We start from the raw sequence: 20857 nt of genomic DNA on the forward strand, positions 1-20857 counted from the left end.
TGCGACCGACCCGCCCGACGCTGTCCGATGCACGCCGTCAGTCGTCGTCGGCGGTGATCGGCTCCCGTGCCGCCGCGCCGTCGATGAACGCGTACTCGACGAGTCGTTCGCCCAGGGTCTCGACGCGGTCGTCGAGCGTGGGGTCCCGAAAGGCGCGGCCGTCGATGGCGTCCGGATCGGCGACGAAGGCGTCGCTCGCGTTCCTGATGCCGACCTGGTGGGGGAGCGCCCATCCGTGGACGTTGCGAACCGTCGAGCGCATGTGGTCGAGCGTCGGGCCGAAACTGCCGCCGCCGGCGGTGGCGAGCAGGCCGACGGTGGTGTCCTCGTACTCGGTCTTGCCGCAGTAGTCGTGAAAATTCTTCAGCGCACCCGAATACGACCCGTGGTAGACGGGCGTGCCGAGGGCGACGGCGTCGGCGTCGCGGACGAGCTGGCAGACCGTCTCGGCGTCCCCCTGTTCGTCGAGGTCCGGATCGTACACCGGGAGATCGTACTCCCGGAGGTCGAGGAGGTGTGTCTCGGCGCCGGCTCGTTCCGCGGCGTCCAGGACGTACCGGAGGGCGGTCCGCGTGTAACTCCCGTCGCGAAGGCTACCGACCACCGCGAGCACGGTCGGAGAGGGGGTCATGGACGTCCTTCGGCGGCGCTTCGTATAGGCACGTCGTCTTCGAGGTGGCACGCTGACGGGACCGGCCTGTCGTGAGCGCGATCGCGTTGCTGGCCGTCCAGGTCTGTCCGTCGTCGTCTTCGCGACAGGGTAGCGACGGTCGGTGCGATCGCTCGCGCCGGATCCGGTCGGCGAACCGTCGAGCCCCGTTTTCGATCGGATAACCGACACTATTAGTTCCGCGCCCTCCTATCGCCTCCCAATGCACGGAGAGGACGGTTCGTACCGCGGGGCGCGAGCCAGGTTCTACGACGAGCAGCTACGAGAGACGGACCGCCCGGACGTCGCGTACTACCGCGACCTGGCGACGTCGGTCGACGGCCCGGTGCTGGAGACGGCCTGTGGCACCGGCCGGATCTACCTCCAACTGCTCGCGGCGGGCGTGGACGCCGATGGCTTCGACCTGTCAGCCGACGCGCTCGCCGTCCTCCGCGAGAACGCGGCCGAACGCGGGCTCGACCCCGCCGTCTGGACGGCCGACCTCACCGACTTCGCGGTCGATCGCGAGTACGCCCTCGCGACCTGTCCCTTCAACGCGATCCAGCACCTGGAGACCGTCGACGACCAGCTGGCGGCGCTCGAGTCGGTCCACGACGCCCTCGCACCGGGCGGGCGCTTCGTCTTCGACACGTTCGTCCCGGGCTTCGACGTGATCTGTGAGACCTACGGCGAGTGGCAGGAGCGCACGGTCGCGTACCGGGGCGTCGATCACGAACTCCGGACGCGGACGCGGGTCGTCGACGAGGTCGAACAGCGCTTTGCGGTCGAGACGGAGCTGTCCGATCCGGACGGGGAGCCCGTGTTCGCCGAGACCGACCGGCTGTCGATGCTGCCCAAACAGCAGGTCGAGGTCCTGGCCCGGAAGTCACCGTTCACCGAGTGGTCGGTCACCGGGGACTTCACGGACGAGCCGATCGAAGACGGTCACTCGATCCAGGTGTGGGAGCTGCGGCGGGAGGCGTGACCCGGACGCGGGCGTGCGTCGGATGCGTTCTGAACCGGCGCGTGCGAAACCGGCGTTCCTGAATCGGCGCGTTCGAACCGCGCGTTCGGGCCGCACTCGCGACGCAGCGTCGACTTTTTGTCACGGGCGGTGGACCGTCGAGTATGGACGAAATTTCTTTCGGAACCGACGGCTGGCGGGCCACGCTCGACACCTTCACCGCCCCGCGAGTCCGGATGGTTGGGCAGGCCGTCGCGACGTACCTTCGCGACGAGGGTGAGACGGCGCCGGTGGCGGTCGGCTACGACGCCAGGGAGACCTCGCGCGGATTCGCCGAAGAGCTGGCGCGCGTCCTCTGTGCGAACGGCTTCGACGTGGTCCTCTCAGAGCGGGACTGTCCGACGCCGGTCGTCGCACACGCGATCGTCGATCGCGAACTGGCCGGGTCCCTCGTGGTGACGGCTTCGCACAACCCGCCCGAGTACAACGGTGTGAAGTTCCTCCCGTCGGACGGTGCGCCCGCGCTCCCGGCCGTGATGGACGCCATCGCGGACCGCCTCGCCGAACCGGCCCCACTCCCGGAATCGGCCCACGGTACCGTTCGGCGGGTCGACTTCCGCGAATCACACGCTGTGGCCGCCCTGAATCTGCTCGCATCGATCGCACCGGACGCGACCGATACCATCGGGACCCTGACGATCGCCTACGACGCCATGTGTGGCTCCGGTCGTGGATTCACGGACGCCCTGCTGGAGCGAGCCGGTGCGTCCGTCGAGCGCCGTCGGTGCGAGCGAGACCCGGACTTCGGCGGGACGCCACCGGAGCCCGCGCCGGGGAACCTGGAGGAGCTGGCCCGGACGGTGCGAGCCGGCGACGCCGACCTCGGGATCGCCAACGACGGCGATGCGGACCGGTTGGCCGTCGTGACGCCCGATCGCGGCCTCCTCGACGAGAACCTCTTCTTCGCGGCGCTGTACGAGTGGCTGTTGGCCCACGAGGGGGCGACCGAAGCGAGCACACCCGATGGAGCCGGCGACGACCGACAGGGGCACACGAACCGCGGATCGGGAGCGGCGGTTCGAACCGTCTCGACGACGTACCTCGTCGACCGCGTCGCCGCGGCACACGGCGAGTCGGTCCACGAGGTGCCGGTCGGGTTCAAGTGGGTCGCCGAGGCGATGGCCGAACACGACGCCCTCGTCGGCGGCGAGGAATCCGGCGGCTTCACCGTCCGCGGACACGTCCGCGAGAAGGACGGCGTCCTCGTGGCACTGCTGGCCGCGGCCATGCACGCCGAGGAGTCGTTCGACGACCGGATCGATCGCCTTCTCGATACACACGGGACGATCGTCCAGGACAAGCGTAGCGTCGCGTGTCCCGATCCGGCGAAAGGGCGCGTCCTCGCGGACCTCGAAGCCGAGATCCCTGACGCGGTCGCCGGCGTCGCCGTCGACGACGTCGTCACCGCCGACGGGTTCAAACTCCTGCTCGCCGACGGCTCGTGGCTGCTCGTCCGCCCGAGCGGGACCGAACCGGTGATGCGCGTGTACGCAGAGGCGGCCGATCGCGAGCGGGTCGACGCGCTCCTGGAGGCTGGGACGGCGCTCGTCGAGCGCCTCGTCTGACCGTCGTCGGCCGGTACGGCGTGAGTGCCCGGTCCGACGCCGATCGGTCGCACGGTTGCTGTGCCGGCCCGGCGTTTACGGCGCCCTGTGCCGTGACGGAGCGTATGTCACCCGAGGACGACGCCGCCCGGATGGAACTCGGCGCGGACGCCTGGCACCAGGACGAGGAGGGAAACTACTACGTCGATTGTCCTGAGTGTGGCTCGGCGGCGACGCTCTCGAACGTCGTCACCCGCGGGCGCTGTAATGGCTACCTCGATCGAGACGAATCCGACACGGCGGTCGACGAGGCCGCGATGAGCTGTACGGCGATACTCTCCTTCGAACTGGTGTACACGTCCGATCCGTCCGCGTCCGGCGCCGAGGAGGACGTCGGGGGGAGTGATGCGATCCCGCGGCCTCGCGCCGCTCGCTGATCCGGCGGTGACGGGCGACGAGACGGTCCTCGAGTCGAACGGTCACGACCGCCGTGGAATTTTGGATTCGGCAAACGGATTTACATAGGGGCACCCGGAAGGTACGCCCAATCTCGATGTCGATTTATTATCCTAAATCTGGTGTGGAGTGCGATCTGGCTGGACCGGCTGGCGCCCACGGCGATCGGGTCGGCGCTCGCGATCGGCCGTCGACGGGAAGGGTTGACGCGCGATGACCGACGCGTCCGACGTCCCGTACGATCCCGACCGCGTGACCGTCGAGGAGACGACCCATTCCGCGCCGGACGGGACCCGTCTCGCGATCACCGTCTTCCGTCCGGAGACCGCGACGGCCGACGACCCCGCGCCGCTGCTGCTCCAGCGGACGCCGTACGGCAAGCCCTCGGACCCGCCTGCAGGCGGATTCGCGGCGGCCGCGCTCGCCGACGGGTACGCGATCGCGTTCGAGGACGTGCGCGGCCGCGGCGAGAGCGACGGCGCGTTCATGCCGTGGGTCAACGAGACCGAGGACGGCGCGGCGACGATCGACTGGCTCGGCGCGAAACCCTGGGTCTCCGCCGTCGGGATGTTCGGCGGCTCTTCGCCCGGCCAGGTCCAACTGTTCGCCGCGGCGGCGCGACCCGACGCACTGGGGGCGATCGCGCCCACGTTCACCCCGAGCGACCTCCAGCGCAGCGACTTCTTCCAGGACGGGGCGATGAGCGCACTCACGCTCCTGACGTGGACGCTCGACGACGCCATCGCGGGCCACAGCGTGGACCGGCTGGAACGACGCGGGGAGATCGACGCGGAGGCGGCCGAGGCGCTTCGAACGGCGCTCGAATCGGGGCTCGAGCGGTTGCCGGCCCTGGCGGCCCACCGCCCGCTCGTCGACGTCCCGGCGAACGTCCTGGCCGACGCCCCGGACGACGTCGACCCGACCGACCTGATCCCGTTCTGGGAGGAGTGGACGTCCCGACCGTCCTACGACGACTTCTGGGGCTCGTTCGACCCCGAGATGGACTACGATCGGATCGCGGTCCCCGGGCTGCACACGACCGGGTGGTACGAACTCTGCCAGCACGGGACCGTGACGAACTTCCGGATGCTCTCCCGACGGTCCCCGGCGCCCCAACACTTGGTGATCGGGCCGTGGTCGCACCAGAACCAGGGCAGCGTCCTCGGCGAGGTCGACTTCGGGACCGACGCGAGCGCGGACGCCTACGGGCGCGACGAGCAATTGCTGGCCTTCTTCGACACCTACCTGCGCGACGACCCGACGCCGCCGTTCGCCTCGTCCGGGGAATCGCACGTGGAGACGTTCAGGGCGAGCATCCTCGACCGGTCGGAGGCCGCGCCGTCGCCATCCGAGGGGTCCGACGCTCCGGGGGCAACCGACGACGAAGCCGCCGTCGCCGGCGCCGGCCGCTGGATCGCCCACGACGGCTGGCCGCCCGCGGACGCCAGTCGGAAACGATGGTTCCTCTCGAGCGGCGGCGAGGCGGTGACGGATCTCGCGGACGGGCGCCTCGTGCGCGATCTGCCGGAGAAGTTCCAACCGTCTGACACCTGGACTCACGACCCCGCCGACCCGGTGCCGACGCGGGGCGGCCCGCTTTGTTGCGGCGAGCACTCCTCGGAGCCCGGCGCTTTCGACCGGCGCGACCTGCAGCGACGGGACGACGTCGTCACGTTCACCACCGACCCCTTCGAGACGCCGGTCGAGCTCGCGGGGCCGGTGTCGTTGCGACTCACGGCCGCGACGACCGCGCCCGACACGGACTTCACGGCGACGCTGTCCCACGTCCTCCCCGACGGGCGGGCGTACAACCTGTGCGAAGGGATCCGTCGCGCACAGTACCGCTACGGCCGCGACCGATCCGTCCCGGCGCCCGAGGCCGAGGCACCGATGACGGTCGAGATCGACATGTGGAACGTCCACTACGCGGTCCCCGCCGGCGGTCGCCTCCGCCTCGAGGTCGCCAGCAGCAATTTCCCGCGCTTCGACCCGCATCCCGGGACGCTCGATCCGTGGACGGCGACCGACGACGAGGTGCGGACCGCCGAGCAGACGCTCTTTCACGAACTTGACCGCGAGAGCGTCCTGACCGTGTCCGAGCGGTAGCCCGTCGAACCGACCGGGCGACGCACCGATTCAGTACGCCTTTAGGTCACCGTCTTGACTATTCGTCCATGCTGGATGCGTATGGCTACGTCGTCAACGTCGACGGAGCGGTCGTCCGCGACGGCGAGTACCTGTTCATCGAACGCGGCGTCGAAGAGGCACACGCGGCCGAAACCCTGGCCTTCCCCGGCGGAACGCTGGAGTCGCCGCCGGGTACCGACGACCCGATCGCCGACACCGTGCGCCGCGAACTCCGTGAGGAGGTCGGGATCGAGGTCGGACGCGTCTCGTACGTCTGTAGCTCGGTGTTCGAGATGGACGGCGGGACGCCGTGTCTGAACGTCGTCACCCTGTGCGAATACGCAGGCGGCGAGGCCCGGCCTCGCGATCCGGACGAGGTCGCCGCGGTCCACTGGCTGTCGATAGCGGACCTGCACGCGCGGGCCGACGCGCCGCCGTACCTGCTCGAGTACGTCGATCGGGTCGAGGCCGCGCGGGCGACGCCATAACCGAGCCGATCGCTGGGACGCTGTTCACGACTCCTACGGGTCACCGGTGCCCACACGAGGCCTCGGTATCGCTCGGCCTCGCCGTCCCTCCCAGTTCCCGTTTCCGCGGTTCTCGCGCCTTCGTGCTCGCGGTTTCACCGCTCGCAATATCGCGGTTCTCGCGCCTTCGTGCTCGCGGTTTCACCGCTCGCAATATCGCGGTTCTCGCGCCTTCGTGCTCGCGGTTTCACCGCTCGCAATATCGCGGTTCTCGCGCCTTCGGCGCTCCGAACCGCGCACGCTCCGAACCGCGCACGCTCCGAACCGCGCACGTTCCGAACCGTACTGCTCTCACTCTCGCCTCTCTCGAACCCCCGCGTACCGGTCGCTGTCGAGGGCGACGATGTCGAACCCGAGCCCCTCGTAGAACGGGCGCACTCCCACGTCGAAGTGTGCGGTCAGTCGGCCCTCTCGTTCCAGCGCCGCCTCGACGAGCGCCGTACCGATCCCACGGCTGCGGTGGCTGTTCCTGACCGCGATGGCGTCTATGTGGGCGCCCCTATCGTCGAGCCGCTCCGACCCGGTGCGTTCCGGGGAGGGTTCGATGCCCTCAGTTACCGCCGCCGACGCTGCCGGTTCCAGGACGATCACTCCGCGAACCGTCCCCGCGTCGGTCGTCGCGACGAGGACGTCGTCCGCGTCGATTCGCGGCTCGAGGGCGGCGAATTCGAGCACGGCCGCGTCGAGGATCCGTCTGACGTCGAGGGAGTCGTCGGTCGTGGCGGGGCGAACCCGCTCGGACGAACGGGCCACGGTGACTCACCCGCCTTTGATCAGGCGGAGGACGGTGATCTCGTCCGCCTCGACGGGCTGGTCTTCGGGGACGGGGCGGCCGTCGACGAGGACGCTCACCTCGTGCGGGCTGTAGTCGATCGCCGTAAGGAGGTCGGCGTAGGTCGCGGGGGGATCGGACGCATCGGCGGTCGCTCCCTCGGCGGCCGTCGTCGAATCGCCGGTAACCTCGCTGAGATCGACCTCGTGCGTTTCCTCGCCCGTCACGTCGACGGTCACGCGCATGGGTCCAGTTCGGGCTGCAGGGGCTTGAGGGCGTCGTCTGCGCGCTTCTCGCTGCGTTCGAACTGCGAGAACGCATACGGTGTGGCCGTGCGCGACGTGAGCGGCCGGCTCGGGGTCAGTCCTCGTAGGCCGCGTCGAAGAAGGCCGCCTCGAGGTCGACCGTTCGATCGAATATCTCGGCGACGCGGATCTGTCGTCCGGGAGAGAGTCGCGGCCCGTAGGTGTCGAGCTGGTCGATCAGCCAGCCGGTGTAGGCGTCGAACTCCTCGTTGTCGTGGATCTCGATCCACTCGTCTATGTACCAGCGGTCGAGATCGGTCTCGGCCGTGGCGACGTAGCCACACCAGTCGCGATAGACCCACTCGGCGGCCGCGGTGACCGCCAGGCTCTCCTCGTAGGCCCCGTCGGTCGCCGCCCGGAGCATGAAGTCGTTGAACGCGGCCGTCGTGGGGTGGATCTCCGGCGCCTCGCGTTCGGCTTCGGAGACGTCCAGTTCGTCGAACGCGCGCTGGAAGTAGTCGTTCTCGCCGCCGGTGAGGACGGTCAGCGACTCGGCCAGCCGGTTCATCTCGGCCATCGTGTGGGCCTGGCTCGCCGCGTGGGCGGTGAGGCGGGCGCCGGCCTCCAGGAACTGGTAGTCCTGGACGAGGTAGCGTTCGAAGACGTCGTCCGCGAGGTCGCCGTCGACGTACTCCTCGACGAAGCGGTGGCGCGTCGCCGCCTCCCAGTCGGAGCGCTCGCGGAGCCACGCCGAGAAGGGGCCGTCGCGGTCGGGGTCGTAGGGGTCATCCGCGGCCGTCCGCCCCGCGGTATCAACCCCGCTCGCGCCATGGTCGCTCATACGTCCCACCCCTCCTGGGTGTAACACATCTCCCAGAAATCGTGTTCGAGGCGGGCGCTCGTCAGGAACGCCTCACGCATGGCCTCGTGCTCACCGGGGTTGCGCTCGGCGCAGTCGTCGACGAGGGTGCGCATCCAGTCGACGGCCTCGTGGAACTCGTCGCTGGTGTACTTCGCGATGAAGGGCGTGTAGCGGTGCTCTTCGTCGGCGCGTTCGGCCATGTGTTCGGCGACGTCGAGGTAGCCCTGCCCGCAGGGATAGATCGCGGCGGCGATCTCGGGAAGGGTGCCCTCGTGGGCGGTGCGCACCAGGAAGTTGGTGTAGGCGACGCAAGTGGGCGCTTTCGTGGTCGATTCGAGGTCCTCGCGGGCGATGCCGTAGTCGGCGGCGAACTCCCGGTGGAGGTCCATCTCGTAATCGAGGACCGTGTGTGCGACGTTCAGCAGACCCGCCATCGTCCCTTCCCGCCGGGCTTTCGTCCCCGCGATGGCGAACGTCCGTGCGTAGTCGAGCAGGTAGCGGTAGTCCTGCTCGACCCAGTGACGGAACGCTGCGGGATCGAGCGTTCCGTCCGCGAGTTCCGTGACGAACGGGTGGTCGTACTGTGCCTCCCAGATCTCGCTCCCGTCCGCGAGGAGCTCGTCGCTGAAGGTCATGTACGCGGTGGTTGGTCGGCCAGCGTAATATACGCTAGTGGTATAACTGGGTTATCGCTGGTGGGACGACGGCCGGTCGTACGCAGGGAACGAGCCCGTCGAATCCGCGACGTGCTGAACGTTTTAGTCACCGCGCGAGAACGACCCGTCATGACCGCCGACGAGTTCACCGTCCCACCCGCGCTTTCACCCGGCGACCGGGTCGCGATCGTCGCCACATCCTCCGGCGCGGCGGCGCAGTTCCCACACGTCTACGAGCTGGGCCTGGAGCGAATCCGCGAGGAATTCGGCCTCGAACCGGTCGAGTACCCGACCGCGACGGCGGACCAGGAGACGCTGTACGCCGACCCCGAGATGCGCGCCCGCGACGTCGAGGACGCCTTCCGCGATCCCGAGATTTCCGGCGTGATCACCACGCTCGGCGGCGACGACCAGATCCGCTTCGTCGACTCTCTGGACCCGGACGTCCTCCGGGAGAACCCGACCCGCTTTTTCGGCTACAGCGACAACACCGTCCTCGCGTCGTCCCTCTGGCAGCTGGGGATCGTCTCGTACTACGGCCCGAGCGTGCTGACCGAGTTCGCGATGCAGGGCGAGATGTTCGACCACACCGTCGAGTACAGCCGCCGCGCACTGTTCGAGGGAACTATCGGCGAGATCGAACCGGCCGAGTACTTCTCGGATCACGACCTCGAGTGGGCCGATCCCGACACCCTGGATCGCCGGCGCGAGACGGAGCCCTCGGACGGCTGGCGCTGGGCTGGCGGGGCCACTGCAGAGACCGAGGGCGCCGCCGACGCGGGCGGATCCGACGGCGACGCTGTCACGGGCCGCACCTGGGGTGGCTGCCTGACCGTTCTCGATCAACTCCTCGCGGCGGACGTCGCCGTACCTGAACCGAACGATCTGGACGGCGGGATCTTCCTGCTGGAGACGTCGGAGGTCCTCCCGCGGCCCGGGTTCGCGAAGCAGTTCTTGATAGCCATGGGCGAGCGCGGCCTCCTGGAGCGCTTCGACGCCGTCGTCGTCGGCCGCGCGAAGGCCCGGAACCCGTTCGAGGAGCCGCCGGCCGAGGAGCGCCGTGAGTACCGCGCGGACCTCCGGGCGGCGATCGAAGACACGATCGAGCTGTACAACCCAGACGCGCCGATCGTCTTCGACGTCGAGTTCGGCCACTGCGCGCCGACGGTCCCGGTCCCAGTCGGGGCGATGGCGACCGTAGACCCCGCTGCGGAACGCATCTCGTTCGGAGGTGCGTGAGTCGGATGTCTCGCCCTGGCTCGGAATCGACCGACGCGCGGTCGCTCGCGACCGGTCTCCGTTCGCTCGGCGACCCGTCGATCACGTATCCGCTGTCGCCGCCGCTCACCGCCGGCTGTCCGGAGACGAGCACCGACGCGGTGCAGTACCCGCTCGAAGTCGCGTACGACTACGACGCCGTCGACCCGGGGCTGTTCGCGGTCGGCGGGCCGGCCGGAGACGGCGGCCGACTCCCGTCCGGTCTCGACCGCTGGGCGCCGCTGCTGCCGCCGCTCGCCCCGATCGGGCTGGGGGAGGGCGACACACCGCTCCTGTCCGCGGTCGACGTCGCCGACGCAATCGGCCTCGATACCGACTTGGTCTGCAAAGACGAGAGTCAGAACCCGACCTGGAGCCAGAAGGACCGGCTGGCCCGGTGTGTCGTGAGCGCGGCGGTCCGGGAGGGCGCCCGCGGCGTCGTCGCCTCGTCCACCGGCAACCACGGGGCTGCGGTGGCCGCATTCGCCGCCCGGGCGGGGATCGAGGCGGTCGTGGTCACGTCCCCCGAGACGCCGGCGGCCGTGAAGCGTTTCGTCGACGCGTACGGGGCGACGGTGCTCGCCGTGCCGGACGCGGCCCTGCGCCGCGAGACCGTCGACCGTCTCGCCGACGAGGGCTTTCACCCCGTCAGCACGCGAACGCCGGTCCACACCGGCCACCCGTACGGCCCGGAGGGCTACAAGACGATCGCGTACGAGCTCCACCGCGACCTCGGACGAGTCCCGGCCACGGTGGCGGTCCCCACGTGCTACGCCGAGTTGCTCTACGGCGTCTGGAAGGGCTTTCGAGAGCTCGATCGGCTGGGCGTCGCCGACGGGACGCCGCGGATGCTCGCGTGCGAGCCCGCGGCGCGCGGACCGTTACGCGAGGCGCTGGCGACGGACGAGCCCGTCGCGTCCGTCCCCGACGACCCGACCGAGGCGTACTCCATCGCCGCCACGACGAGCAGCGTTCGCGGACGCCGCGCAGTCTCCGAGTCCGGCGGGGCGGCGATCGGCTTTTCGGAGGCCGACCTCGCGAGCGCCGAGGAGCGCCTGGCACACCGCGGCACCTGGCAGGAGTCCGCCGGCGCGGGCGCCGTCGCAGGACTCGCGCGAGCGGTCGCAGACGGACGGGCGTCGGAACTGGGACTCGACGAGGGCCCCGTGGTCGCGATCTGTACCTCCAGCGGGTTCAAGAACGGCGAGGGACGAGCGAAGCGAGTCCCTCGGACTGGAGAGCGGGGAGCGAAACGAGCCGCGGACGGCGAGGGACGAGCGAAGCGAGTCCCTCGGACTGGAGAGCGGGGAGCGAAACGACCCGCGAGCGGCGAGGGACGAGCGCAGCGAGAGCCTCGGACTGGAGAGCGGGGAGCGAAGCGACCCGCGAGCGGCGAGGCTGACGCTTCTGCGAGCGGAGACGGCAGTGTGGTGCCCGTCGTCGACCCCGACTGGGAGTCGGTGGCGGCGGCGCTGGCCGCGGCTGGTCACCTGGATCGCGAATAACGCGGCGATCGCCTGCAGGCAGACCTTACCGCAGATCGTGTTCGCGAGCGTTCGGTCCCGCATTCGCAAGCGCGGGTGTGCGAATCCGTCCGCCTGCCGAGTCGTGTTTCCGGACGAGGAGTCTGGCGAGTTCTTCCTGGGTATGATTCCGACAGAGATGATCTTCGAGGGTCCGATCCGGGGCGAGCGTCGTCTCGCAGACTGGACAGTCGACGGCTGGTTCGAATGCCATTGCTGACTGCGTTCACTCGATCGACCGATATGGATATAGCTTGCATATGCACGAGAAGTGGTGGCGTACTCGGTCGGTACCGCGTGCCCGGTTGTCGGAGACGACGCGACCGACGGGCTGTCAGAGCCGACGAACGCCGGTTCTGATCTCGTCCGGACGTGTTCAGCCTCTCGAACTGGTCACGGTAGTGAAATATATGAGGGTGAATCGAGAACGGTCCGGTAGCAATGGTGCTACAGTGGACCACCCTGGACGCCGCGTCAGACGATCCCGACGCCGTCTACGCGGCCGTCTCCGAGGCGTACGCCGACGAGCGGGTGGACGTCGAACGGGCCGAACCCGCCGACCCAGCGCCAGATCGACTCCGGCTGGACCTGACGGGCGCGACGGACACCCCGCTCCGATCAGCGATCGAAGCCGAGGCGGTCGGGCCGCTCGACTGGGCGGTGGTCCTGTGGCAGTCGGACGAGATGTGGGGGAGTATGGCGTGGATATATCGTGGGCAGGAAGCGATCGACACCTATCGTGGATCGGTCTCCGGGTCAGCGGACACGATCGCGTATCTTGAGCGATTTCACGGCGTTCGCGTCTCTCCGTGTACGCCGGCGACACCCGATTCGGACTACGTGCCGGCGCTCGACCTCGCGACCACCGAGTACCCGGACGATCGCCTGTCGCTCGAGACTCCGTCGTCGTTCGCTATTACGGGCCCAAACCGGTGGCTCAGCGTTATCGCCGAGACGAACGATCCGGACGCGTTCGTCGACTGGCTCGAAGCTGAGTTCGCGGAGCGTTCGCTCACGCTCGCCTCGCCGGGCGACGTGATCGACGCGCCGTGGGTGACCGACGGTCCGACGACGCTCTCACAGGAACCGGCGGCAGTCGAGTCGGACACCCGCGTTCGTGTCCGGGTTCCGTATCAGGGATCGCTGTTCGAAGGTGAGCTGGGCGTCGACCTGCCCGTCGACCATCGACGCCTGGAGACAGCGTGCAGATGGGCGGTCGTGCTCCGTGGCGACGACGACCGCGAGCAGGTCAGCGCTTGGGTGTACGAACCGGAGCGGCTGACGTTCGATGCCGTCGACGCGATCGACCGCATCGACGGCGACGACGGTCGTCGGGGTGTCGACGTCGCCGCCGCGCTGGAGCGTGTCCACGGGATCAGGATCGGTCCGACGCCGCCCGGCCGAGACGTGACCGAAGCCACAGGAGACGTGACCGAAGCAGCCGACCGACGTCCGGAGGGGTACGAACCGAAACGACGATTGCCCGAGGTGTTGGGCGACCTATCGCTCCGGATTGGAGAGACACAGGGACGTGTAGACGGGTCGATTCGGCGGCGCACGCTCCAGTCGCTGTGCGACCACCTCGACAGAATCGGAGACAGTGACGCCGTTCGCTGTCTCGTCTCCGAAGACGGGATCGACGTTCGTTCGATACGCGACGGCGGTTCGCCCGCGCTTCGGGTAACCGTCGAGGCGGCGGCGATCGAGGTGGCAAGCGCTACCGACGGCCCGATCGTCCTGGAGCTCGATCGGCTGCTGGACGCACTTCGAGCGGTGCCCGACGCGGACCGGGTTCACGCGGACCTCGACCAGTCGAAACGAGTCGGAACGCTCGAGGCCGGCGGTTCGTCGACGCGATTCGAACTGCCGTGGCTCACGGCCTGTGAACCCGTGTCATCGGAGGTGTGGTCGCTCGATCACGGGTTCGCCGCGACAGTTCAGCTCCCTGGCGATGCGTTCCGACGGGCACTCGAGTCGGCTCGCTCGGACTCGGTGTGTCGCCTGCGGCTCCACATCGAAGGGTCTGGCACCGACCGGACGGTCGAGTTCGAGATCGTACAGGAGGAGTTCGAGTCAGACGACTCGAACGAGGCGGAGTCGACTACCGTTGGGGCGGCGCACGTCGTCGATTACGACCCGGAATCGAGCGAGATGGCCCTCATCGAGCCGCGGGTGTGGACGGAGACCCTGGAGCGAGTCGCGTCGCTCGTTCCCGACGGGGAGCCACTCACCATTCGGCTCGGACCCGCGTTTCCGGTAGAACTTTCCTATCCACTCGATACCGCTGCCGAGGGGCGCGTAACCGTGGTACTCTCACCGGTACTGAATCTGTGACCGGGACGTCGTTCGCGGGTTATCGACCGTGACTGCCGGATCGTGACCCCGGCGAGAGGGTGCAGGTACGGTCCAGGTCGGTGAGGCGCCTCGGGCGAGGGGGCGGACCGACCGTCCCTCGCTTTCGTCTACCGCCCGAATCGGCCTTCGGTCGTTTTATCTTCGGGCCGACCCAGGCACTTCCTATGACCGAGGCCGACGCCGAGACGGAGTCGTCGCCCGACCCCACCGGCATCTGGATCGAGAAGTACCGGCCGGAATCCCTGGACGACGTCAAGGGTCACGAGAACATCGTCCCGCGCCTGCGGAAGTACGTCGAGCAGGACGACCTCCCCCACCTCATGTTCGCGGGGCCGGCCGGCGTCGGGAAGACGGCCTCAGCGGGAGCCATCGCCCGGGAACTCTACGGCGACGACTGGCGCGAGCACTTCCTCGAACTCAACGCCTCCGACGAGCGCGGGATCGACGTCGTTCGCGACCGGATCAAGAACTTCGCACGCTCGTCGTTCGGCGGCGTCGAGTATCGCATCATCTTCTTGGACGAGGCGGACGCGCTCACGTCTGACGCCCAGTCGGCGCTGCGCCGGACGATGGAGCAGTTCTCGCACAACACGCGCTTCATCCTCTCGTGTAACTACTCCAGTCAGATCATCGATCCCATCCAGTCCCGGTGTGCCGTCTTCCGGTTCACACAGCTCTCTGACGAGGCGGTGGAGGCCCAGGTGCGCGAGATCGCCGAGACCGAGGGGATTTCCCTCACCGACGACGGTGTCGACGCGCTCGTCTACGCCGCCGCGGGCGACATGCGAAAGGCGATAAACGGGTTGCAGGCGGCCGCGGTGATGGGCGACGAGGTCGACGAGGAGGCCGTCTTCGCGATCACCTCGACCGCGCGACCCGAGGAAGTAGAGGCGATGGTCGAGCAGGCCATCGCCGGCGACTTCACCGCCGCGCGGGCAAGTCTCGACGACCTGCTGACCGACCGCGGACTGGCGGGCGGCGACGTCATCGATCAACTGCACCGCTCGGCCTGGGAGTTCGACCTCGGTGAACGCGAGACCGTCCGACTACTAGAGCGGCTGGGCGAGGTGGACTACCGGATCACGGAGGGCGCGAACGAGCGTCTGCAATTGGAGGCGATGCTCGCGGCGCTGGCACTCGCGAGTGACGAGTAGACCGAACGGATACGAGGATGGTCAAGGGGAGTTCGTAGCGCCATCCGTCCGGAAGACGAAGCGCGCACCGCCCGATTCGCTCGTATCGGCGTCGACGGTCCAGCCGTGACCGTCTGCGATTTCGGCCACGATGGAGAGGCCGAGCCCGGTACCGTCCTGGCTGGCGGTGTAGCCGAAGTCGAAGACGTTCTCGCGGTCGACCGCCTCGTCGAACCCGGCACCGTCGTCAGAGACTGCGAAGCCGTCCGGCGTGTCGGCGACGGTGACCGTCAGGACCTGGTCGTCTGCAGCAGTAGTCGCTTCTGAGCGGCTCGTCGAGCCGTGCTCGACGGCGTCTTCGGAAGCGCCAGATTCTACACGGCTCGTCGAGCCGTGCTCGACGGCGTTGCGAAAGAGGTTCTCGAAGAGCTGGCGCAGTCGGCCGCGGTCGGCCCGAACGGAGTCGGCCGCGGGGATGTCGAGGCGGGCGTCGTCGGTGTCGACGTTCGCCCAGGCGTCGCTCGCGACCGCGGACAGCTCGACGCGTTCGGTTTCCGTCACTTCGCCGCCGGTTCGGGCGAGCGTCAGGACGTCGTCGATGATGTCGAAGGTTCGCTGGTGACTGCGTTCGACCTCGTCGAGAAGCGAGAGGTCCCCCGTCTCCCTGGTTCGTTCGAGGTAGCCCGCGGCGACGGAGAGCGGGTTTCGTAGATCGTGGCTGACGACGCTCGCGAAGCGGTCGAGCCGTTCGTTCTGGTCGCGGAGTTCTCGCTCACGCCGCTTCTGATCGGTGATGTCGGTGTAGATGGAGAAGCCTTCGGGGCTGTGCTCGCCACGCTGGAGGGGCACGACGTCGATCTTGACGTCTCTGATGCCGTCGGTCGTCTGTCGTTTGGACGTGTGCTGGACCGGCTCCCCGGCCATGAGCGCCCGGTTCAGGTCCCGGCCCTCGTCCTCGTAGCCGGGCGGCAGGATGTAGTCGTCGACGGACTCGCCGAGTATCTCCTCGTGGTCGTAGCCGAAGACGTCCTCGAAGGCGTCGTTGACGTCGCGGACGATGGGTTGGCCGTCGACGAACTCGTACCGGACGGCAGGGTCCGGGACGTTGTCGAACAGTGCCGACAACCGGTCGCGCTCTTCGACGACCTCGGACTCGGCGCGGAGGCGGGCGAGCGTCTCGGCGACGTGTGCGGAGAGCAGCTCGACGAGTTCGAGATCGGTCTCGTCGTACGTGTCGGGTGTCGTCGAGATAGCCTGGAAGACGCCGAAGTCGCCGACGGGGACGCTGATGACCGCGCGGAAGTCACCGGTGGTACTGTGGGTGCGGTCGTCCGCGGTCGCGTCGGCGATCAGGAACGAGTCGCCCGTGTCGTGGGTCTCGCCCATGAGCCCGTAGTCGAGCGGGAGCGAGCCGATGTCCTCGCGGATGGGCCACGACGGACGTCCTTTCGGGACGAACTCACCGTCCTCGACGATGCCGAGGTAGCAGACGTCCATTTCCAGGATCCCCTCCGCGGCGTCGACGGCCCGCTCGAAGAGTTCGTCCTCGGTGTCGGCGCCGGTGAGCCCGAGCGTCCCTTCGTGGAGTCGTGTGACGGTCTCGCGGCGCTCGCGCAGTCGGTTCTCGACCCGGATTCGCTGGAGGGTCTCCGCGACGTGGGAGGCGAGGATCTCGGCGAGTTCGTGATCGGTCTCGTCGAACCCGCCAACCTCGGTCGAGATGGCCTGGAAGACGCCCACGTCGCCAATGGGGACGCTGATGGCCGACCGGAAGCGGTCGCTCGCCGGTCGAGCGACGTCGTGCTCGTCGGCGTCGTCCACGCGGAAGCTCTCGCCAGTCTGGAAGGTCTCGCCGGCGAGGCCACGTGTCGGCCGGAACTCCGTCTCGTAGTCGATCGGATAGGCGGAGGTGCCGGCCCGCTGGACGAGCCAGTCGCCGTCCTCGCGCTCCTCGTGAATCAGTATCGCGGAGGTGTCGAACGCGAGGACGCCCTTCGCCGTCTCTACGGCCAAATCGAACAGTCGCTCCTCGTCGCGGCAGGCGACGATCTCCGTCGCCATCTCGTGCAGTTGTGCGATCTTCGAGCGGTCGTCTGCGTGTGCCGTCCCGGTGGCCGCGGGTGCGACGCGTCTCTCCTCGCCGCCGTCCGTCCGGATCCTATCGGTGGCGATGCTGCCGTCACCGTCGGCAGTCGCCCCGTGTTCCGTGTGATCTGCAACAGCTGGTGGCGTTCGTCTATCGCCGCGTTCGGTTTCGTCTGTCATACTTCCTGTCCGGCGGTCCTGCGAGTGAGCGTGATAGGTGTCCAATCAGGAACCTGATCGTTATGAATCTGCCGGGAAACGTGGCGTTTCCCTCCGAGCCAGCCGTTCGTAGATACGTAATGAAGACAAAATTTACTCGCACCTCCGTGGAATACCACCCGGCGATCAGTAGTAGTTCGGCCACTGCGCTCAGTGTTCAGTCCCACAGGCTGATCGAAGTGTAAACTGACACACTCCCGACCGTCGTCGCTCGCTGTGCGAGGGCACAGCAGTGGCGGACTCGGTTGGGCTGATCCGTCACGGGTCGGGTGCCGACGGAGACTGCGGGGCGGCGTCCCGATCCGGGGGTTCGTCCAGCCGTTCGGGTGCGAGCAGTACCGTCTCCAGGTACGTCACGTTCTTCGCGGCCGTCGAGTACGACCCGTCGGCGACCGTCGCGAGGACGTCCGTCGAGAGGACTGACGCGTGGGGCTCGGGCCGTTCGACGGCTCGCCGAAGCGTCGCGCGGGTCGCCGAATCTCTCTCTCTCTCTCTCTCTCTCTCTCTCTCGATCGGATCGAACGAGGGAGTCGTTCGCCCGTTCGCGCAGGCGAGAGAATCTGGCGGCGACAGACGGTATCGGCCGCGGAGTCGCGGTCGTCGGCGAGGGTTGACTCGATTCCCGTCGCGGTTGTCGCCAGAGGCGATCTCTGACGCGGGCTCACTCGCGTCTGTGCCGACATCCTACCGTCACGTCCATTTATTATTTTCCGGAAGAAACAACCGTTCATGCAATCGGACGTCCCCCGGATTGTCTACTTCTTGATTGCCGGTGTGATGGTGGTCGGTACCGGGTGGCTCGTGGTTCGGTTAGTCAATTATAGCGCCACCCACGGTCCGAACGTATGGTTCTTCGCTGCCGGGACCGCAGCCGTCTTGTTCCTGGTAGGGGGGCCGATCGCCTGGGGGGTCCGCGTGCGGGTTCCCGTCGATCGACGGCGGGAACTCAAACCTCGGTTTCAGCGGGTCCTCCTCGTGATCGCTGTCCTCGTCGCGTACCTGCTGGCGATCAACCTCCCCGACACTGAGTGGACAGACACGGTCGTAGAGGCCGTAATGCTCGGGTACTTTCTCTCGTTCGGACTGGTAGTACTCGTCGAGCGATTGGTCGTTCCAGACTCCCTCCGGTTGCCCGGGAATCGAACCGGGTAGTCGTCGACCGACTGTTGGAGTCGGTGCGCTCTCGTGTCCAGCCGTTTGTTCGCACTGCCGCCTTGATTTTCGGCGTAACCTCGTCGTTCGAATCGGCCACCTGACGGTGAACTGAGATGGGCCGTTACGAGTTCGACGAGCCGCGGCCGGACGACCCGTGCTCGCGCTGCGGGCAGGATCTGGCAAAGACGTACTGGGCGTACGTTCAGGCGGTCCACGAGGGACCGCTCTCCGATCGAGACGAGGATGTCGAGGCGCGGCCGTACGTCATCGGGACCGACCACCGCCTCGTGACCCCGTCGTCTGCCACTGCCTGACGGATTTGGCGGGCACCAAATCTGACTGCACCTTTATTACCCCGACGGAACGTTGTGCAATCGCTGACACGATGTCCACGATTCCGCCCTGGATCGAGCGCCGGATCGACCGGTCGCTCGATAAGACGCTCACGCAGCGCCACGTCGTCGAGGTGATGCTCGACGCCGAGCGGCCGTACTTCTCGGCCGAGCAGATTCGCGCCCGGGCCCGTCCCGACGTGAGCAAGGAGACGGTCCGACTCCGGTTGAACGAACTCCGGGAGCTGGACGTGGTCGTGGCCGACACGTATCCGGAGTCGATCACGCTGTACTACGTCAATCACCCGGAGTCACACTGGCCGCTCTCGCCGGAGGGGAAAGCGGCGCTCGCCGGTGAGCGGCCGCTGGACACGCTCTCGGCGGGCGAATTCGTCCGGCTCCGGAACCCGGCCGGTATTCGGACCCTCGTACTCGCGGGCTTTCAACTGACGCTCGTCCTCTTCGCGATCGGTATCGCTGCCTCGCTGCTCGCTTCGGCCCTCCCGCCCGTGCCGGACACGACCGCCTTCGTCGACGCCGCGGCCACCCTCTTCGCCGTGTGTCTCGCCCTCATGACCGCCGAGCGGTTGGCGAGAGCGATTCGAACCAGACGGGCGACGCGCGGGGGCGTTCGGACCGAAATCCGCCAGGGCAACCTGACCGACTGATGCACCCGATCACTGTGGGGCACGTACCGGGAACCGGCCGATTCCGCCCGGCGAATCACGCCCCGGCCGCACTCGAACCGACGACGACCGACTCGAAATCGATCGAACACTCCACCACGAATCCATGTCGACGAACCATCGATCCACGACCGACTGCACCGCGACGACGACCGAGACGGACGCACAACCGGGACCACGAATCCTGGCCGACCGGACTCTGGGCGGCATCTTCGTCCACCTCCTCGGCCTCGTAAGCGGGTTCGTCCTCCCGACGGCCGTCTACCTCGTATCGGATCACGACTTCACGCGAACGAACGCCCGGAACGCGATCAACTGGCAGTTCCTGTACGCGGGGCTGTACGTCGTCCTGTTCGGATTGCTGGGCGTCGCCGTGGCGATCGACACAGTCGCGCCCGAGAGCACGATCGCGTCGACCGTCGCGTTCGCCTTCGCGCTCGCGTTCGCGATCGGGTTCGTCGGAACCACGATCTTGTTGCTCGCGAACCTCGCATTCGGCCTGATCGCCACGGGGACGGCGATCTTCGGAAGCGCCTGGTCGTACCCGTTCGCACCGGACTTCGTCGGCTGGTTCGAGGCCAGCGTCGGCGGCGCTCGGACCCGCCGGGTAGCCCTCGTCGGGTACGCCCTGACAGCCCCGATCGCGTTCGCGGCCGTCTTCCGGATGGTCATGTCGGAAACCGCCACCGGAGAACTCATCGCTGCAGGCTTCGCAGGCGCCACCTTCCTCGTCGTCGCGTCGTTCATCGCGCCGGCGATCGTCGTCCGCGACGTCAGAGCGGCGGGCGAGACGCGATCCGTGTCGCCGACGGCCTGGGTCGCGTCCGTCGGGGTCCCGCTCGCCGTCGCCGGCCTGACGTACCTCCTCGCGACGCTGCAGTTCGAGTCGACGTACCCCGCCGGTGACGCGATCTACGCGTTCGCCGGGGCGGTCTGGGTCGTGACCGTGGCGTTCCTGCTCTGGCGCGCGATCAGGTGAGTATCCGACCCTGTCACTCTTGTACTCGTTGAGGAATTCGGATTAGAACTACCCTATTCCTGGAAGCCTGACCCTCGTAGATGACGAATCTCGTGGTAACGACACCCGGGAGGCTCCTGCAGTAGACCGTCCACTGAAGGTGGAGATCGGGAGGCTTGGTACAACACGTGGAGCGACGTTCAGTCCGAGACCGTTTCGAACCCCTCCAACGTACACTGTTACTGAACGAAACACTATCTTTACTGTGCGTTGTAACGATTGCCGAGTCACA

General features: G+C 67.9%; 20 protein-coding genes. 13 read left to right on the forward strand and 7 right to left on the reverse strand.

The window, feature by feature from the left end; all coding sequences use genetic code 11:
* Positions 1–37: 37 nt before the first annotated feature.
* Entirely contained in the window at positions 38–631 is a 594-nt protein-coding gene (locus tag NO366_RS04920; RefSeq protein ID WP_256533212.1) for an NADPH-dependent FMN reductase, read from the reverse strand.
* Positions 632–872: 241 nt separating this feature from the next.
* On the opposite strand from NO366_RS04920, the gene NO366_RS04925 reads away from it, so the two are divergent.
* The 5 genes from NO366_RS04925 to NO366_RS04945 all read left to right on the forward strand — a co-directional run bounded on the left by NO366_RS04925 (position 873) and on the right by NO366_RS04945 (position 6288).
* On the forward strand, positions 873–1634 hold the full coding sequence (locus NO366_RS04925; protein WP_256533213.1) for a class I SAM-dependent DNA methyltransferase: 762 nt from the start codon (positions 873–875) through the stop codon (positions 1632–1634).
* Positions 1635–1777: 143 nt separating this feature from the next.
* Complete coding sequence (locus tag NO366_RS04930) at positions 1778–3238, forward strand: phosphohexomutase domain-containing protein (RefSeq protein WP_256533214.1); 1461 nt, start codon at positions 1778–1780, stop codon at positions 3236–3238.
* Positions 3239–3342: 104 nt separating this feature from the next.
* Positions 3343–3654: a hypothetical protein gene (locus NO366_RS04935; protein ID WP_256533215.1), complete on the forward strand. Its 312-nt coding sequence runs from the start codon at positions 3343–3345 to the stop codon at positions 3652–3654.
* 232 nt (positions 3655–3886) lie between these two features.
* The gene (locus NO366_RS04940; RefSeq protein ID WP_256533216.1) at positions 3887–5779 is read left to right on the forward strand and encodes a CocE/NonD family hydrolase; all 1893 of its coding nucleotides are present in this window, start codon (positions 3887–3889) and stop codon (positions 5777–5779) included.
* Between the two features lie 68 nt (positions 5780–5847).
* The gene (locus tag NO366_RS04945; RefSeq protein ID WP_256533217.1) at positions 5848–6288 is read left to right on the forward strand and encodes an NUDIX hydrolase; all 441 of its coding nucleotides are present in this window, start codon (positions 5848–5850) and stop codon (positions 6286–6288) included.
* Between the two features lie 330 nt (positions 6289–6618).
* Here NO366_RS04945 and NO366_RS04950 read toward each other — a convergent pair whose 3' ends face one another.
* From NO366_RS04950 to tenA, 4 genes are all read right to left on the reverse strand, one after another.
* On the reverse strand, positions 6619–7080 hold the full coding sequence (locus NO366_RS04950) for a GNAT family N-acetyltransferase (RefSeq protein ID WP_256533218.1): 462 nt from the start codon (positions 7078–7080) through the stop codon (positions 6619–6621).
* A 6-nt stretch (positions 7081–7086) separates the two neighbouring features.
* Positions 7087–7344, reverse strand: coding sequence for a ubiquitin-like small modifier protein SAMP2 (gene samp2, locus NO366_RS04955; RefSeq protein WP_256533219.1), 258 nt, complete (start codon positions 7342–7344; stop codon positions 7087–7089).
* 115 nt (positions 7345–7459) lie between these two features.
* Entirely contained in the window at positions 7460–8185 is a 726-nt protein-coding gene (locus NO366_RS04960; protein ID WP_256533220.1) for a TenA family protein, read from the reverse strand.
* Positions 8182–8841 (reverse strand): thiaminase II, encoded by a 660-nt coding sequence (tenA, locus tag NO366_RS04965; RefSeq protein ID WP_256533221.1) that lies wholly within the window; start codon positions 8839–8841, stop codon positions 8182–8184. Before tenA ends, NO366_RS04960 begins: the two co-directional genes overlap by 4 nt.
* A gap of 150 nt (positions 8842–8991) precedes the next feature.
* Between tenA and NO366_RS04970 the strand changes: the two genes are divergently transcribed.
* Both NO366_RS04970 and NO366_RS04975 read left to right on the forward strand, forming a co-directional pair.
* Entirely contained in the window at positions 8992–10101 is a 1110-nt protein-coding gene (locus tag NO366_RS04970) for a S66 family peptidase (RefSeq protein ID WP_256533222.1), read from the forward strand.
* Positions 10102–10106: 5 nt separating this feature from the next.
* Positions 10107–11624, forward strand: coding sequence for a threonine synthase (locus NO366_RS04975; protein ID WP_256533223.1), 1518 nt, complete (start codon positions 10107–10109; stop codon positions 11622–11624).
* Positions 11625–11649: 25 nt separating this feature from the next.
* Here the strand turns inward: NO366_RS04975 and NO366_RS04980 are convergent, their stop codons facing one another.
* A complete protein-coding gene (locus NO366_RS04980) occupies positions 11650–11856 on the reverse strand; it encodes a hypothetical protein (protein WP_256533224.1) in 207 nt (68 codons plus the stop codon).
* A gap of 227 nt (positions 11857–12083) precedes the next feature.
* On the opposite strand from NO366_RS04980, the gene NO366_RS04985 reads away from it, so the two are divergent.
* Positions 12084–13976 carry a beta clamp domain-containing protein gene (locus tag NO366_RS04985; RefSeq protein ID WP_256533225.1) on the forward strand — a complete coding sequence of 631 codons (1893 nt, stop codon included), beginning with the start codon at positions 12084–12086 and terminating at the stop codon, positions 13974–13976.
* Between the two features lie 185 nt (positions 13977–14161).
* Entirely contained in the window at positions 14162–15151 is a 990-nt protein-coding gene (locus tag NO366_RS04990) for a replication factor C small subunit (RefSeq protein WP_256533226.1), read from the forward strand.
* A gap of 21 nt (positions 15152–15172) precedes the next feature.
* Here the strand turns inward: NO366_RS04990 and NO366_RS04995 are convergent, their stop codons facing one another.
* On the reverse strand, positions 15173–17395 hold the full coding sequence (locus NO366_RS04995) for a GAF domain-containing protein (RefSeq protein WP_256533227.1): 2223 nt from the start codon (positions 17393–17395) through the stop codon (positions 15173–15175).
* 768 nt (positions 17396–18163) lie between these two features.
* Between NO366_RS04995 and NO366_RS05000 the strand changes: the two genes are divergently transcribed.
* From NO366_RS05000 to NO366_RS05015, 4 genes are all read left to right on the forward strand, one after another.
* On the forward strand, positions 18164–18586 hold the full coding sequence (locus NO366_RS05000) for a hypothetical protein (RefSeq protein ID WP_256533229.1): 423 nt from the start codon (positions 18164–18166) through the stop codon (positions 18584–18586).
* A 116-nt stretch (positions 18587–18702) separates the two neighbouring features.
* Positions 18703–18903 (forward strand): hypothetical protein, encoded by a 201-nt coding sequence (locus NO366_RS05005; RefSeq protein WP_256533230.1) that lies wholly within the window; start codon positions 18703–18705, stop codon positions 18901–18903.
* Between the two features lie 71 nt (positions 18904–18974).
* Positions 18975–19589: a helix-turn-helix domain-containing protein gene (locus tag NO366_RS05010; protein WP_256533231.1), complete on the forward strand. Its 615-nt coding sequence runs from the start codon at positions 18975–18977 to the stop codon at positions 19587–19589.
* Between the two features lie 124 nt (positions 19590–19713).
* Positions 19714–20586, forward strand: coding sequence for a DUF4870 domain-containing protein (locus tag NO366_RS05015; RefSeq protein ID WP_256533232.1), 873 nt, complete (start codon positions 19714–19716; stop codon positions 20584–20586).
* The last annotated feature ends 271 nt before the right edge of the window (positions 20587–20857 follow it).

The sequence above is a fragment of the Halovivax cerinus genome, from assembly GCF_024498195.1.
In the GTDB taxonomy this organism is placed as follows: domain Archaea; phylum Halobacteriota; class Halobacteria; order Halobacteriales; family Natrialbaceae; genus Halovivax; species Halovivax cerinus.

What these genes read in the sequence shown, in the direction of transcription:
- NO366_RS04975 (WP_256533223.1), top strand. Translation starts at nt 10,107, where the DNA reads ATGTCTCGCCCTGGCTCGGAATCGACCGACGCGCGGTCGCTCGCGACC.
- NO366_RS04990 (WP_256533226.1), top strand. Translation starts at nt 14,162, where the DNA reads ATGACCGAGGCCGACGCCGAGACGGAGTCGTCGCCCGACCCCACCGGC.
- NO366_RS04945 (WP_256533217.1), top strand. Translation starts at nt 5,848, where the DNA reads ATGCTGGATGCGTATGGCTACGTCGTCAACGTCGACGGAGCGGTCGTC.
- samp2 (WP_256533219.1), bottom strand. Translation starts at nt 7,344, where the DNA reads ATGCGCGTGACCGTCGACGTGACGGGCGAGGAAACGCACGAGGTCGAT.
- NO366_RS04930 (WP_256533214.1), top strand. Translation starts at nt 1,778, where the DNA reads ATGGACGAAATTTCTTTCGGAACCGACGGCTGGCGGGCCACGCTCGAC.
- NO366_RS04980 (WP_256533224.1), bottom strand. Translation starts at nt 11,856, where the DNA reads ATGGCATTCGAACCAGCCGTCGACTGTCCAGTCTGCGAGACGACGCTC.
- NO366_RS04940 (WP_256533216.1), top strand. Translation starts at nt 3,887, where the DNA reads ATGACCGACGCGTCCGACGTCCCGTACGATCCCGACCGCGTGACCGTC.
- NO366_RS04920 (WP_256533212.1), bottom strand. Translation starts at nt 631, where the DNA reads ATGACCCCCTCTCCGACCGTGCTCGCGGTGGTCGGTAGCCTTCGCGAC.
- NO366_RS05000 (WP_256533229.1), top strand. Translation starts at nt 18,164, where the DNA reads ATGCAATCGGACGTCCCCCGGATTGTCTACTTCTTGATTGCCGGTGTG.
- NO366_RS04960 (WP_256533220.1), bottom strand. Translation starts at nt 8,185, where the DNA reads ATGAGCGACCATGGCGCGAGCGGGGTTGATACCGCGGGGCGGACGGCC.
- NO366_RS04925 (WP_256533213.1), top strand. Translation starts at nt 873, where the DNA reads ATGCACGGAGAGGACGGTTCGTACCGCGGGGCGCGAGCCAGGTTCTAC.
- NO366_RS05010 (WP_256533231.1), top strand. Translation starts at nt 18,975, where the DNA reads ATGTCCACGATTCCGCCCTGGATCGAGCGCCGGATCGACCGGTCGCTC.
- tenA (WP_256533221.1), bottom strand. Translation starts at nt 8,841, where the DNA reads ATGACCTTCAGCGACGAGCTCCTCGCGGACGGGAGCGAGATCTGGGAG.
- NO366_RS05005 (WP_256533230.1), top strand. Translation starts at nt 18,703, where the DNA reads ATGGGCCGTTACGAGTTCGACGAGCCGCGGCCGGACGACCCGTGCTCG.
- NO366_RS04970 (WP_256533222.1), top strand. Translation starts at nt 8,992, where the DNA reads ATGACCGCCGACGAGTTCACCGTCCCACCCGCGCTTTCACCCGGCGAC.
- NO366_RS05015 (WP_256533232.1), top strand. Translation starts at nt 19,714, where the DNA reads ATGTCGACGAACCATCGATCCACGACCGACTGCACCGCGACGACGACC.
- NO366_RS04995 (WP_256533227.1), bottom strand. Translation starts at nt 17,395, where the DNA reads ATGACAGACGAAACCGAACGCGGCGATAGACGAACGCCACCAGCTGTT.
- NO366_RS04985 (WP_256533225.1), top strand. Translation starts at nt 12,084, where the DNA reads ATGGTGCTACAGTGGACCACCCTGGACGCCGCGTCAGACGATCCCGAC.
- NO366_RS04935 (WP_256533215.1), top strand. Translation starts at nt 3,343, where the DNA reads ATGTCACCCGAGGACGACGCCGCCCGGATGGAACTCGGCGCGGACGCC.